This window comes from Paenibacillus sp. ISL-20, assembly GCF_018613005.1.
Taxonomy (GTDB): domain Bacteria; phylum Bacillota; class Bacilli; order Paenibacillales; family Paenibacillaceae; genus Paenibacillus_AQ.
In genome coordinates this window covers 16090-29846 of record NZ_JAGGRD010000069.1, presented here as the reverse complement: position 1 = coordinate 29846, position 13757 = coordinate 16090, and the positions used below count along the sequence as shown (strand labels likewise).

General features: G+C 49.8%; 11 protein-coding genes and 1 riboswitch. Of the genes, 9 read left to right on the top strand and 2 right to left on the bottom strand.

Annotation, left to right across the window (positions count from 1 at the left end; all coding sequences use genetic code 11):
- Window positions 1-150: 150 nt before the first annotated feature.
- Window positions 151-2211: a transglycosylase domain-containing protein gene (locus J7E85_RS31620; protein WP_215163971.1), complete on the top strand. Its 2061-nt coding sequence runs from the start codon at window positions 151-153 to the stop codon at window positions 2209-2211.
- A gap of 113 nt (window positions 2212-2324) precedes the next feature.
- On the opposite strand, the gene J7E85_RS31615 is transcribed toward J7E85_RS31620, so the two are convergent.
- Window positions 2325-3206, bottom strand: coding sequence for a hypothetical protein (locus J7E85_RS31615; protein WP_215163970.1), 882 nt, complete (start codon window positions 3204-3206; stop codon window positions 2325-2327).
- A gap of 421 nt (window positions 3207-3627) precedes the next feature.
- Here J7E85_RS31615 and J7E85_RS31610 point away from each other — a divergent pair, with 421 nt between their 5' ends.
- The 3 genes from J7E85_RS31610 to J7E85_RS31600 all read left to right on the top strand — a co-directional run bounded on the left by J7E85_RS31610 (window position 3628) and on the right by J7E85_RS31600 (window position 7629).
- Window positions 3628-4011, top strand: coding sequence for an ArsR/SmtB family transcription factor (locus J7E85_RS31610; RefSeq protein WP_215163969.1), 384 nt, complete (start codon window positions 3628-3630; stop codon window positions 4009-4011).
- Window positions 4012-6270 carry a heavy metal translocating P-type ATPase gene (locus J7E85_RS31605; RefSeq protein ID WP_215163968.1) on the top strand — a complete coding sequence of 753 codons (2259 nt, stop codon included), beginning with the start codon at window positions 4012-4014 and terminating at the stop codon, window positions 6268-6270.
- A gap of 183 nt (window positions 6271-6453) precedes the next feature.
- Window positions 6454-7629 carry a stalk domain-containing protein gene (locus tag J7E85_RS31600; RefSeq protein ID WP_215163967.1) on the top strand — a complete coding sequence of 392 codons (1176 nt, stop codon included), beginning with the start codon at window positions 6454-6456 and terminating at the stop codon, window positions 7627-7629.
- Between the two features lie 95 nt (window positions 7630-7724).
- Here the strand turns inward: J7E85_RS31600 and J7E85_RS31595 are convergent, their stop codons facing one another.
- Window positions 7725-8243 carry a YwhD family protein gene (locus J7E85_RS31595; protein WP_215163966.1) on the bottom strand — a complete coding sequence of 173 codons (519 nt, stop codon included), beginning with the start codon at window positions 8241-8243 and terminating at the stop codon, window positions 7725-7727.
- Between the two features lie 148 nt (window positions 8244-8391).
- Between J7E85_RS31595 and J7E85_RS31590 the strand changes: the two genes are divergently transcribed.
- The 5 genes from J7E85_RS31590 to J7E85_RS31570 all read left to right on the top strand — a co-directional run bounded on the left by J7E85_RS31590 (window position 8392) and on the right by J7E85_RS31570 (window position 13743).
- On the top strand, window positions 8392-10383 hold the full coding sequence (locus tag J7E85_RS31590) for a M1 family metallopeptidase (protein WP_215163965.1): 1992 nt from the start codon (window positions 8392-8394) through the stop codon (window positions 10381-10383).
- Between the two features lie 11 nt (window positions 10384-10394).
- Window positions 10395-11222, top strand: a complete 828-nt coding sequence (locus J7E85_RS31585; RefSeq protein ID WP_215163964.1) for a hypothetical protein — start codon at window positions 10395-10397, stop codon at window positions 11220-11222.
- A 349-nt stretch (window positions 11223-11571) separates the two neighbouring features.
- Window positions 11572-11712: riboswitch (cyclic di-AMP (ydaO/yuaA leader) on the top strand.
- A gap of 4 nt (window positions 11713-11716) precedes the next feature.
- Window positions 11717-12190 (top strand): C40 family peptidase, encoded by a 474-nt coding sequence (locus J7E85_RS31580; RefSeq protein ID WP_076326372.1) that lies wholly within the window; start codon window positions 11717-11719, stop codon window positions 12188-12190.
- 437 nt (window positions 12191-12627) lie between these two features.
- Window positions 12628-13101 (top strand): C40 family peptidase, encoded by a 474-nt coding sequence (locus J7E85_RS31575; protein WP_215163987.1) that lies wholly within the window; start codon window positions 12628-12630, stop codon window positions 13099-13101.
- Window positions 13102-13242: 141 nt separating this feature from the next.
- Window positions 13243-13743, top strand: coding sequence for a GNAT family N-acetyltransferase (locus J7E85_RS31570; protein ID WP_215163963.1), 501 nt, complete (start codon window positions 13243-13245; stop codon window positions 13741-13743).
- Window positions 13744-13757 lie beyond the last annotated feature (14 nt).

The window sequence follows — 13757 nt, the reverse complement described above, 5'->3', positions numbered from 1 at the left end:
AAAACATCATCGCTTTCGATGAATATCCTGCCCTCAGCAGCCCCATACTATATAGAAAAAGAAGGCAACCAAGGAGAATTTGAGTATATCTCCATTGTTGGCAGCGCAAAAGCCTCGACTCTACAAAAAGGACTGGAAGGAGAACCACTGATGCCGGGACAAAAAAAATCACCCAAGCGCAAACGTCGTTTCGTCCGGCTTGCTACATTTCTGTTCGTACTCCTTGGCATTTCTATCATCGCCGGCGGCATTCTGCTCGCCTATTTATTTATAACGCCACTGCCCGTCGCGGAAACATCCCGCTACTCCCGTCTGCTTGACAGCCAAGGAGATTTAATCGCCACCTTCTCGACCACGGGGCATACATCCGAGCAAGTGAGCTTGAACGATATATCTCCTCATCTGATCCAGGCTACCTTGGCGGTGGAGGACCGGAAATTCTATGATCATCCGGGGTTTGATATGAAGGGCATGGCCCGAGCCATATTGGTCAACCTGCAGCATATGGATCGCAAGCAGGGCGCCAGCACATTAACCCAGCAGCTTGCACGAAACTTATACCTATCTCATGAAAAAACATGGACACGCAAACTCAAGGAGGCCAAATTCACCGCCCAGCTTGAGATGAAATATACGAAAGATCAAATACTTGAAATGTACCTCAACGAAATTTATTACGGCCACGGGGCTTACGGTATTGAATCGGCGTCCCTGCTCTACTTCGGCAAGTCGGCAAAAAAACTGACTTTGGCCGAAAGCGCGATGCTGGCCGGCATTCCAAAGGGTCCGACGTATTACTCGCCCTACAATCATATGGACAACGCCCTCAAAAGACAGCAGATTGTCCTGAATGCCATGGCGGAGACCAGATTCATTACCGAGACTGAGGCCAATAAAGCCGCCTCGGTCAAGCTCGCCCTGCTCCCTCAGGACCGTCAGGAGAATAAAGTGATTGCCTCCTATTTCCGGGACTATGTCCGGAGCCTCGTCACCAAACAGCTGAACATTACGGATCAGCAGCTCGAACAGGGCGGCCTCAACATCTATACGACCCTGGACCCGCGGGCCCAAAAGGCAGCCGAAGAGGCTGTATCCGAAGGTATGGACAACAAGAGCGAGCTGGAAACGGCGCTCGTGTCCGTCGACCCGCGTAACGGGCACATCAAAGCCATGGTTGGTGGTAAGAACTACCGGGAGAATCAGTACAACCACGCGTTGGCCAAAACAAGGCAGCCCGGGTCGTCATTTAAGCCGATTATGTACTTAACAGCCATTGCATCCAAGGAAATGACGAGCACGAGCGTGTTCAACAGCCAGCCCACCCTGTTTCATTACGATAACAACCGCAAAACGTATCAGCCCAGCAACTTCGGCGATAAATATTTAGGGGAAATTCCCATGCGGGAAGCCATCGCTGCTTCGGATAATATTTATGCCGTGAATACCATCATGAAGATAGGCCCGGATAAAGTAGCCGACATGGCGAAAAAGATGGGCATCACAAGTCCGCTTGCGCCTGTCCCCTCGCTGGCCCTGGGAACCTCACCCGTCAGCCCGCTGGAGATGGCCTCCGCTTACGCTGTTATGGCTAACAACGGCAAACGGGTATCACCTGTCGCCGTGCTGAACATCACGGATGCCGCCGGCCGCAGCTTGTATACAGCGCCGGAAGAGTCGGGTGAACAAGTGGTTGAACCTGCTGCAGCTTACGTGATGACTCGCATGATGGAGGGGGTATTCGAGACAGGCGGCACGGGCAACCGCGTCTCTACCCTAATGAAACGACCGGTTGCCGGGAAGACAGGTACCACCGACTCCGACGCTTGGCTCGTGGGCTATACACCGGAGCTGTCAACGGCGGTTTGGGTTGGATATGATAAAGGGCGGGAAATCAGCAAAGTCGACGGGCGGCGAGCAGCGCCGATTTTCGCCCAGTATACGGAGAAAGCGCTGGAGAATGTACCGCCCAAGATTTTTCCGATCCCGGATGAAGTCATCAGTGCTTATGTGGATCCCAAGACCGGGAAGCTTGCAGGTGCCGACTGTCCTGGCAAAATTCTGGAGGTCTTCGTTAAGGGTACGGAGCCTACCGAATATTGTGACGAACACGGAAACGGCAAGCCTGCGAAGAAGGCGGACCCTGCAGATGCGGCCGAGAAACAGGAGGAACGTTCCTGGTGGAAGGATTTCAAACGATGGTGGGTTGAGTAGCTCGGATCGAACCCGTCACATCTCAAAAAACAGCAAGCTCCTATTACGGGACTTTCCCGCAAGAGGGCTAGCTGTTTTTCTCTTTTTCACGATAGGTTATGTAGATGGCTTCATTATAAAACGGTTATATATTCGATCATGGAACTACCCAGAATCACGATCACGAGCATCAGTGCAACATAAACCAGCAGGATCGCATACAGCGGATCCAGGCCACCGCCAACCATTCTTCTCTTGTAGCTGGTCATGACGAATAACGGTACGGTCATCACGGTGCTGATGAACGAGAGAAGGATGATAACCTTGGATATACCGCCATTCAGGAACAGGAACAGAAAACTAACCACATACAATACGAGGAATATGGGCAGCAAAGCGCCGAATCTTGCCATGACTTCTTTTAGCTTGGCAGCCGGGTTGAAGGACAGCTTGACCGCAGCGAAGGTAAAGACGTTCAGCAAGAATAAGAAAATCGCAGTCCAAATGATAGGCTTTAGGACAAGATCTGCAAATGCCCCCTCAGGCAGCCCTTGCAGTTCATGATGAAGCGCTGCATACAGCGCGAGTGGAAAAAGAACAACATAGAGCACCATAGACACAATCGCATTGAAGAACTGACCGCTCTCCGTTCCGGCAGCTGCGCCAAAGGGATGTCTGAGTCCCTTCAGAAAATAATCCCCGTAGAGCTGCCCGTACAATTTTAAGCTGGTCCAATAAGGATTGGATTCCTCCTCTTCTTCGGCATGCTGTCGGCCTGCCGCTCGGAACGGAAGATCCGGCGGGGTATACACCGGCAGAGCCGATTCGATCTGGCGTGCATGAGGTATCTCCCCTTTACTGCTGGCACTTCGTCTAGTGACACTATACACCTCCGACGTTGCTGCTTGCTCTTTCATGGCGGCAAATACGGGTGAATCCTCGATAATCAGCCTTGCCCCGCATTTCTTGCAATACTTCCCCTCTCCCGTTTCATATCGACATATTGGACAAGTCATACTCTGGCCTCCCCTGTTCATACACATCCGCAAATCGAAGGATAGGTATTAGATAATGTACACATTCGAATCGAAACGTTTGGCCCATGCAAAGATGTTATGCAGCGCATGAGGCGTCCTGGGCCGTCCTGGACCCAGGTATGCTTCCTATGCGAATTTACATCTTTTTGCTAATAGTATAAGTTGACGTGATATGAATTGGAAGGATTTTCTGAGGAGCGACGCTGAACCTAACCGTTGTAATTGGTTAATACTATAGGACTTGTCGATTCATTCTTGGACTGTGAAATGCTTGTGAACAATCAAATATCCGTTTGAATATTGTGTGTAAATCGGGTATATTATGACTAACAATCAAATCAACGTTTGAATATATAGAATAAAGAGCACTTATTGCTCCTAATCCAAGGAGGTTGTTCCTATGAATGCCCGGACGATGAACGAAGAAGTCTCCCTTGAGCTGTGTGAAACGGAATGCCCTTCAACCGAAAGGATTGCTTTGTTAAAGGAAACGATCTCCGATGATGATATGATCGGCATGGCGGAAATCTTCAAGGCTTTGGCCGATCCGACGCGGGTCAAGGTAGCCTATATGCTGGACCGTGGCGGCGAGCTATGTGTTTGTGATGTAGCCGAAGTACTCGGAAGTTCAACGGCAACAGCCTCCCATCATCTGCGTACGCTGAAGAACAAAGATATCGCCAAATCGCGGAAAGCCGGAAAGAATGTATACTACTCGCTTAAAGATGACCATATCCGGACACTGCTTCACATGACGCTGGAGCACCAGAAGGAGAAGATGTAGATGAGCACAGACAACCATCAACGTTCCAAATCATCTCCGGAGGCAAGCGGAGAACTTATTGAATACCGGGTACAGGGCCTCTCCTGCCCTAACTGTACACGCGAGATGCAGGAAGAGATCCAGAAGCTGGATCATGGAAACAATGCCCGACTGAGTTACAACAGCGGGAAACTGACCCTCTCTCCCCATGTGAATCTAAGCCGGGTAGAAACCATTCTGAAAAGTGATGGTGCGCGCATCGCTCATGCTCCGGAGACAGCCTTATCGGCCGCCGGCGTTAAAGCGCAGCATGCCCATTCGTCGCATTCTCATGGATCGGCACAAGAACATGATCACGAACATAGCCATGGAAATGCTCATGAACACAGTCATGGCGGCGAAGGGAACATGAAGTGGCTGCTGTCCATCTCCGCTGTTTTCTATCTCTTAACCTTTATATTAGAAGGAAAAGTCCCCGAACCGGTTGTGATCGCATTATATGCAGGGGCTATGATTTTGAGCGGATATACGACATTTTTGCGCGGACTGCGCAATCTGACCCGCTTCAAATTCAATATGGATACCCTGATGACCGTTGCGCTCGTGGGCGCCGTCATCATCGGGGAGTGGCGGGAGGCCACGCTGGTTGCCATTCTGTTTGGTCTTAACGAGCTGCTGGAAGGCTACGGCATGAATCGGGCCCGACAATCGATGGGAGCGCTGCTGGCCGCAGCACCGAAGGAAGCCGATCTATGGAAAGATGGTCAAACCCAGCGCGTGCCGATCGAGAGCCTCTCTCCCGGAGACGTTGTCCGGGTAAGACCCGGGGAGAAGATTCCTTCGGATGGGGCCATAACCCAAGGAACCGGAGCGGTGAACGAAGCCGCCATTACCGGGGAATCGGTACCTGTTACAAAACGGGAGGGCGATGCTGTATTTGGCGGCAGTGTAAGTACCGATGGTGTTCTCTATATCGCCATATCGAAGGCCTATGAGGATTCCTCCCTGGCCAAGATCATGCATCTTGTACAGGAAGCACAGGACAGCAAGACGCCGACAGAGCTCTTCATCGATAAGTTTGCTAAATACTATACTCCGGCGATTATGATCATCGCGCTGGCGGTTACGCTAATTCCTCCGCTGCTGCTGAATCAGCCCTGGATGACCTGGATCTATCAGGGGCTGTCTATCCTCATTGTTGGGTGTCCTTGCTCGCTCGTGCTTTCTTCTCCGATTGCACTGGTCAGCGGGATGACCCGCGCGGCTCGCAACGGGATTCTGATCAAAGGCGGGGTCCATCTGGAGCAGCTTGGCCGGCTGGAAGCCATCGCTTTTGACAAGACGGGAACCTTGACCAAAGGCGAACCTGCAGTCTATGCGGAGACGGTATATGATGAAACCAAATTTTATGCCGTTGTAGGCGCACTGGAGCAATCTTCTCTTCATCCGTTGGCTAAAGCGGTCATGAAGCATCTGGAGATCAAGAATCCGCAGTGCATGTTTAATGAACCTCAACAGATAACGGTACTGCCAGGTGAAGGCATTCGAGCTGAAATTGGTGGGAAACTGTTCTGGGTCGGAAGCGAGGAAGTGTTGAAGCATGTGAACGGCCCGCAAGATCATATTAGCGCCGTAGAGGAAGACATTCGGCGTATGAAGGCCCAAGGCTATACGATCGTTGCCGCCGTGAGCGAGGATCGCGTATTAGGTCAGTTCGGCCTTGCCGACGAGATCAGACCGGAGACCGAAGCCGTTGTCCGCAAGCTCTATGAGGTCGGTATCACGGATACGGTCATGCTGACAGGCGACCACGAGCAGTCCGCACAGGCGATCGCGAAGCAATCCGGTGTATCTCGGGTATTCGCAAGCCTCCTGCCGGAACAGAAGGTTGCCAAGATCAAGGAGCTTTCTTCCCGCAAAAAAACCGGCATGGTTGGTGATGGCATTAACGATGCCCCTGCATTGGCCGCTGCCGATCTGGGTATCGCGATGGGGAAAGGGACTGACAGTGCCATCGAAACGGCCGACATCGTATTAATGCAGGATCACCTAGGCAAGCTGCCGGGGGCTATCCAAACCGCAAGACGGGTCAATCAGATTATTAAGTGGAATATCGGGCTCTCCTTGTCGCTGAAGGCCATTGCTTTACTGCTTACGATCCCGGGATGGCTGACCCTGTGGATCGCCATCATTTCGGACATGGGCGCAACCATTATCGTTACCTTGCTTGGTCTAACCATTCTGCTTGGCAAGGATCAGGAGCTCAAATCAGGATATTGATATCACCGGAGCTTCGCCCCTTAAGGGCAGCTCCGGTTTTTTTAGTTCGCCCTTTGGCGCGCCAGCTCTAATCCTTCGCCATCGCGTATATCATTTTTTACATGATTTTGCGATGGGGTGAAACATTTTCCATTATTTAGCCGTTTATATAGACGGGAGTGAAAACCAGAAGGAGGAAATGATATGAAATCCGTGCAAATCATCAAATTAGCAGGTACCGCATCCATAGCCATGTCTTTATTGCTTACGTCCTCATCGCTCACAACGATTCCTGCCCATGCGGCAGCAGCCTCCACATCACAGAACAAGGTAACATGGAGCACGCTGGATGTGAAACATAAACCTTATACGAATAAAGGCGTCGTGTTCGTTCCACTGAAGGAAGTTTCTGAACAGCTGCAGCTGCAGCTGCAGTTGACGACCCCGGGAAAAAACGAGCTGTACATTAACAGCCCGATACAGTCTGTTCGCATTACCATCGGACAGTCGCGCGCAGTCAATGCCAAGGGGACCGCTCTGAAGCTCGAGGCCGCTCCGGTTGTGAAGAAAGGCGTGACTTATGTTCCAGCCAGTCTGATTACCAAAGCCTTCGGTATTCCTCTGAAGTATGACAGCAAATCCGGACTTAGAACGACCTTTGATGCTTGGTCAAAATACGCCTATGCTTCCAAGGCCAATATGCTGTTCTGGGTAAATCGCGAGAATGGGATGCTGTCTATGGGTAAAGCCGGATCCACGCCAGCCCAAGTTGGCATGATCCCCGTTGAGGAGATCGATCAAGTCAGCTTAAGCGCACACCGTATCAACAGCAATACCTATGTCGTTGACTTGTCCAATTATTACGGCGAACCTCATATTCATGAGGGAAGATACCGGGTGCTCATTCAGGACAACAAAATCCTGAAGCTATCCAAAACTAATCATTCCAATTTTGCCGGAATAAACTACAAACCGGACCAACTCAGTTACAAAGGCAATATTGCCATGATGAACGGCAGTACGCTTGAGCTGGTTCATCCGACAGGCAAAACGGTCAAATCTTATGACCTGGCCGCGATCACGGGAGTAGAGGATAGTTTTATCGTAGAAGCGATCGAACAGGACTTCCTGCTCGTCCGACCCTACACGAAGGCGACCCTATATATCGTTCATCCGACAGGCAAGACAGCGAAGCTTATCTATCCTGAACTTCTAGACGAGGAAACCATCAAGGTCATTGAGGAAATGCCGCCGAACGAGGTGGGCTTCATTGGTGACGGTTTAACGTATACCGGATATGCCGGCGGCAAGCTGACGTTCCAATATAATAATCCGTTTCTCGGTCAAAAAGAAAAACGGACCTACACCCTTCCATTCTAACCATACGCAATGACAAAAAGACCGGCGGGATTCGTTCACGAATCCAACCGGTCTTTCCACTTTAGCATCTAGAATAATCACTTTTATTTATGGTATCATGCCTCGGTTCGAAGGGCTTCCTTGAATTCCTCTGGTGATGCATCCCACCATTCCTCGTTACGTGAAATCAGCAGCTCACGCAGTGCTTTCTTCTCGACGTCGCCAAGGCCATCCAGAATGATCTTGCGCTTCATCGCCGCATCCATTTTATTCACATGATCGGCGAGGATCTTCCAACCACGGCGGGCCTCCTGGTCAATCCACATTTCACAGGCGGTCATGCCTGCATAATGCTGTCCCTCGGCGGTACGGTCTACAGCCACCCACACGATCCATACCTGGCGTCCATTCGGCACTTCATCCCGGTTCATGCTGAAACGGATACCCTTCTCCACCTTACTCTTGGCATGCATGGCCCCAATATCCACTCGGGCCTCGCCATTGTCGATAATGACGGGCGACAGACTGTTCAGATCGATGGAGCCTGATCCAAACCCTTTATGCTTACTCTTACTATTAATAATATTCAAAGCAATCGGTTTCTTCGCACCCTGCTTCTGCTCTTCATTCTCCATTGCTGCCGACCTCCTATATCAGAGCCGATTCTTAAGTATCAGCTGCTAAATTGATAACCTTTGTCCCAATAATTTTATTTTAACTAATAATCCCCCAAAAGCAAACATATACATGCACTAGATGCTTGTCAACGGGAGGTTGTTCGATATGGTCCCACCACGTGCCAAAGTCTTTCTATCATCCCTGCTTGCCATAGGTTTGCTTGCAGGATCGATGCTGATATTTCTGAATCCAGGGTCCTCAGCGTCTGCTCTTGCCCCAAATGAGGGCAAGCCCTCCGTCTCTGCTGTGGAGAAGGCCCCTCTCTCACCGCCTAAGGTGCAGCCTAATATTCCCGCTCCGGCCTTAAGCGACCGACTAGTGGAATATCATATGGATGTTCGCTACGAGCCTGAGGAGAACAAGCTTAAGGGCAAACAGACACTCACTTGGACTCATCCAGGCAAAAGAAGCGTAAACGAGCTGTACTTTCATCTGTATCCCAATGCATTTGCTTCCAATGATACGACTTTTATGAAGGAATCGGGTGGTCGGCTTCGTTCCGATCCCATGCCAGACGACGGATACGGCTCCATGACGATTACCAGCGTGAAAACAACCGAAGGTCTGGCCCTGACCCATCGCCTTCAATTTGTTCAACCCGATGACGGTAACATCAAGGATCACAGCCTTGTCAAGCTCCGATTGCCTAAACCCATCAAGAGCGGGGAGAGTGTGACCATTCACTTGGAGTTCGAGGTCGAGCTTCCCAAAATATTTGCTCGCATGGGAACCACCGAGAATTTTATTATGGCGGGGCAATGGTTTCCTAAAATTTCAGTCTATGAACCGGCTGGTCTTCGCGGAAGAACAGAGGAAGGCTGGAATCTTCATCAATACCATGGCAATTCCGAATTCTATTCTAACTTCGGCATTTACAGTGTCCGCATCCGCGTGCCCGAAAATTACATTGTTGCCGCGACCGGATTCCCTACCAAGCCTGCCCAAAAAATTAACGGTGAAAAAATTTATCAGTTCTATGCGGATGATGTGCATGATTTTGCCTGGTCGGCATCGCCGAACTTTGTCGCAGCAGAAGAAGCATTCTCCGCACCAGGCGTACCGGGCGTCCGCATCAAGCTGTATCTCGATCCAGCCCATAAAGACTTAAAGGAGCGTTACTTTGATGCCGCCAAGTCGGCCCTCGCTTCGTTTGGAAAATGGTACGGAACCTATCCGTATTCCACGTTGTCCATCGTGGTTCCGCCGGAATCGGGCAATGGTGCAGGCGGCATGGAATACCCGACGCTGGTCACGGCCTTCGGGGCCAAAAACGATTCGCCGGGATATGAGCTGGAGCGGACCGTCATTCATGAAATTGCCCATCAATATTTTTACGGAATGATCGCAAGCAACGAATTTGAGGAAGCGTGGCTGGACGAGGCCTTTGCAACCTATGCAGAAGAACGAGTGATGGAAAAAGAATACGGTATTACCTCCAATACGGCAGCTCAGGGAGCATCCATTACTTCCCCTGCACCGCTGAAGATGGAATCCTGGAAATACAGCTCGCACGAAAACTACGCACTGAATGTTTACACGAGGGGCAAGCTGGTGCTGCAAGGCATCGAACGGCAGGTCGGTCCGCAGATGATGGAGAAGATTCTTCATACGTACGCCCAGAAATACCGCTTCAAGCACCCGACAACGTCCGACTTCCAAAAGGTTGTAGAGCAAGTAAGCAAAACGTCCTGGCAGCCGTATTTTGACCAATATGTATATGGAAGCCAGATGGCGGACGTTGCCATCGACGTGATCAAAACCAAAAATAAAGGCACGGCGGAACATCCTCGGTATGAATCCACGGTCAAGATAACGAGCAAGGACGGGGATATAACCGATGTGCCAATCGTGTTCGCCTTTGAGGACGGCAAAACGGTGGAGCGAACCTGGAGCGGCAAGGACGGCAAAGTTACTTACACCCTGGAGTACAGCACTCCGCTCGCCTGGGCCATGGTTGATCCGAAATACTCCATCGTCCTGGAGAATAAACACATCAATAACTATATGAAGGCAGGAATGGATCCGAAGGTGGTTACACGCTGGAATCTCAGTATTACCAAGCTTGTGGAGACGCTGTTCGGCAGCCTGTCATGGTGAGGGGGGAGCACATGAAAAGTTACGCAGGCCAAGGGTGGATCAGTGTTAAAGACCAGCTATACGTCTCTATTCTGCTCTTCTTATACCGTTTGCTGTGGGGATACTGCTTGTACCGACTCGTAAAATCGGCAGTCGTTCCCCTTCTGATGCGATATCCGGATTCTGCCCCTAACGAGCTCAGCCGTCTTTTATTCTTCTACGAGGGCGAGATGAGCCTATCCCTTAGCAGCACGGTCCACACCTACGGATGGCTTCTGGCCGGTTTGCTCTTGATCCGGATGATCCTCACCCCGCTCATTCGGGCCGGCATCTTCTACAACCTTCACCAGGAAGCTAAGGGCGAGCGCGGTTTATTCTTCTTCATTGGCATGCGGAAACTGTGGAAACCCGTAACGCTATTCTATCTGATTGAGCTCATTCTCACCTTTGCGCCCGGTTACTGGATTCTGCCCAAAATCCTTCCGATTCTGCTGAATGGGATTCAAGAGCCTGTTCTGCTGCTTCATGCACTGCCCTATGGAGCTGGGTGGTTCTTGTACGCCTATCTGATCCGCCTGTTATTGCTCTACATGCAATTCGGGCGCACTGGGGGTTTCGGTATGATCAGCTCTATCCTAGCACTCTTCCGCCGCTTGGGCACGGCAGTGCTGTTGTCCATCACTATCGGCGGATCAGCCTGTGTCATTCTGTTGCTCCTGAGCTCGGTTTCGCTCTTCTGGGCCGGATTGGTCGGCTTAATTATTCAGCAGGCCTCTTATTTCCTGAATGGATTATTCCAAATTTGGGTAATATCCGCCCAATATCATTTGTGGAGAGATTCTTCCTCACAGCATTCCTAATCGTTACAATTCGTTACCCTGAAATGGTGAATCATGCTCGCCAATAAGCTGTAATCCGAAGTGACACGTTTCTATCCCGAGCTTGATTTTACAAAGAATAAGCGTTCATTTATCCTCTATATTATAAATTTCTGAGCGCCAAATTACAAAAAAACCTGTTTCCCCAAGATGGGGACAGGTTTTTTTGTTTAAAAATGATCTTTCCTCGTTTGCCAAATTGTTAATACTCTGCTAAAATAACGAATATGTTAGTAACAACTTTGTCATCTTTACTGTAACTTTTTTGTTGGAACTATGTAAATTCGTTAACTATGTTGGAACGTCAGACGTCAATGAATGGGTTCATCAACATTTTAAGGAGCCGAATTCCCATAACGATATGGGAAGCGGGGGATCCGTTTTGGGTGAATTGATCTCGCAAGAGAGGGATCATAGGGGACCTTTCAACCGAACCCTTAAGCTAACCTCGCAGGCAATGGAAGGAGCTTTTTGTTTTGAAAAAGAAGTTAACGGCTGTTTCTCTCGGCCTCGCACTCGCACTCACATTAGGGACCGGAAGCGCTTTCGCCGATTCCAAATTAAATACAGCAATCAAACCAGCCATTGGTGTCTCTTATAAAACGGGTGGAACCACAACGAATGGTTTTGACTGCTCCGGATTCACCAGCTATGTTTACAAGAAGCTTGGCCTTAGCTTGCCGCGTACGTCTGCAGCTCAATACAAAGTAGGAACGGCAGTATCCAAGAGCAACCTGAAAGCTGGCGATCTCGTGTTCTTCAACACATCCGGTAGAGGTATCTCTCATGTGGGTATTTATGTTGGGAGCGGCAAATTTGCTCATTCCTCATCTTCCCGTGGTGTCATGATCAGTCCGCTAAGCCAGAGCTATTACGCCAACCGATATGTAGGCGCTAAGAGAATTATGAGTCAGAATACGTACAAATCTGTAGCTGTGAACTACAATTAATGTTGGAACTTTATTGATTTACTCTTATAAGAAGCCCTGGGTTTATGAGATTGTGCCGATCTCATCCAGCGGCTTTTTTCTTTTGTTGATTGTGTGTATACCTTTATAACGTTTAAGACAACGAAAAAGTTTCCACTTTTCAAAAAAAAATGAATGAAGATATTGAAATGACTTCGTTTGGTTATTCCATCCCCAATCTCTTCTTATTCTTTATATACCCTTCTCTCCCTTCATTAAACACCGTTTTGGAAAAATATTGATTTTATTTGACGCTTCGACAGCTAATGCGATTGAAAAACAGCAAAATCCATCAAGAAATAATTGCCAATCCCGCTTGCTGTCTGATAGAATGGACGCAGTAACAACTTTGTCATTAATGTAAGTGCTTTAATACATAGATTGCTATGCCTCGCGGCAGCGAAAAGGAGCTTTCCATGCTGAAGAAAACATTATCAACAGCAGCCCTTAGTATCACACTGCTGTTCACTTTGGGCGTTGGCAGCGTGTTTGCTGATAGTGCGCTGGATCAGGAAGTCGATAAGGTGCTAGGTACAAGATACAGCTACGGCGGTACGACCACTAGCGGATTTGACTGTTCCGGCTTCACCATGTATGTATTTGCTAAACTCGGATTGAAGCTCCCGCATCAATCCGGCTCTCAATTCGACATGGGGACAAGCGTGTCCCGTAAGGATCTGCGCGCTGGCGATTTGGTGTTCTTCAACACATCGGGCCAGGGCATCTCCCACGTCGGCATTTATGTCGGCGATGACAAATTTGCCCATGCCTCGACCAACCGCGGCGTGGTTATCAACCGCCTTGCAGAGGAGTACTACGATCAGCGCTACGTGGGTGCAAAGCGTATCATGAGCGATGATACGTATGAAGAGTCGGCTGGTGAATCATCCTAAGCTATAGAGGCTAATCATCCCTATACATACTGCTTGCCCGTTAAAGGAGCCCTTACCTCTCTTTGACGGGCTTTTTTGATTTCGACTTGGATGTTCGTAAAAGGGTTATCATTTTATATATACGATAGGAGGACTTCACCAATGGATGCAATACCGATTACATTTCACACCGTAGTCATGCGTGAAGAGCATGCGAAAGAAATATGCGCCTGGACCTATCCTCCTCCCTATAATATCTATGGCTTTCTTCCCTGGGAGCAGATGAAAGGGCTTGGGGTCGAGTTTGGCGATCCGGACATTCGCCAGAGGCAGTATATCTCGATTCTGGATGAACGGGAGACCCTGTGGGGGTTTGCCCAGCTGTTTCCGATGCACGAGGTGACACGAATCGGACTTGGCATGCGGCCTGATTGGTGCGGGTGCGGAATGGGTAAACGGTTTATGGGGGCGATTGTCCGGGAAGCCAGGCGGAGGCGGCCTGCCGACGAAATCGACCTTGAGGTGTTGACCTGGAATGAGCGCGCGATCCGCACGTATCAAAAGGCAGGCTTTCATGTCACCGATACGTATGAGCGACTTACACCAACGGGAAATGCCCTTTTCCACTGTATGGTGTATGAGCCCCCGGCAAATGAGGAATAGTAATCTTTGTCTAT

Bases quoted from the DNA above. Each gene is read 5' to 3' on its own strand.
- J7E85_RS31620 (WP_215163971.1), top strand. From the start codon at position 151: ATGCCGGGACAAAAAAAATCACCCAAGCGCAAACGTCGTTTCGTCCGG.
- J7E85_RS31615 (WP_215163970.1), bottom strand. From the start codon at position 3,206: ATGACTTGTCCAATATGTCGATATGAAACGGGAGAGGGGAAGTATTGC.
- J7E85_RS31610 (WP_215163969.1), top strand. From the start codon at position 3,628: ATGAATGCCCGGACGATGAACGAAGAAGTCTCCCTTGAGCTGTGTGAA.
- J7E85_RS31605 (WP_215163968.1), top strand. From the start codon at position 4,012: ATGAGCACAGACAACCATCAACGTTCCAAATCATCTCCGGAGGCAAGC.
- J7E85_RS31600 (WP_215163967.1), top strand. From the start codon at position 6,454: ATGAAATCCGTGCAAATCATCAAATTAGCAGGTACCGCATCCATAGCC.
- J7E85_RS31595 (WP_215163966.1), bottom strand. From the start codon at position 8,243: ATGGAGAATGAAGAGCAGAAGCAGGGTGCGAAGAAACCGATTGCTTTG.
- J7E85_RS31590 (WP_215163965.1), top strand. From the start codon at position 8,392: ATGGTCCCACCACGTGCCAAAGTCTTTCTATCATCCCTGCTTGCCATA.
- J7E85_RS31585 (WP_215163964.1), top strand. From the start codon at position 10,395: ATGAAAAGTTACGCAGGCCAAGGGTGGATCAGTGTTAAAGACCAGCTA.
- J7E85_RS31570 (WP_215163963.1), top strand. From the start codon at position 13,243: ATGGATGCAATACCGATTACATTTCACACCGTAGTCATGCGTGAAGAG.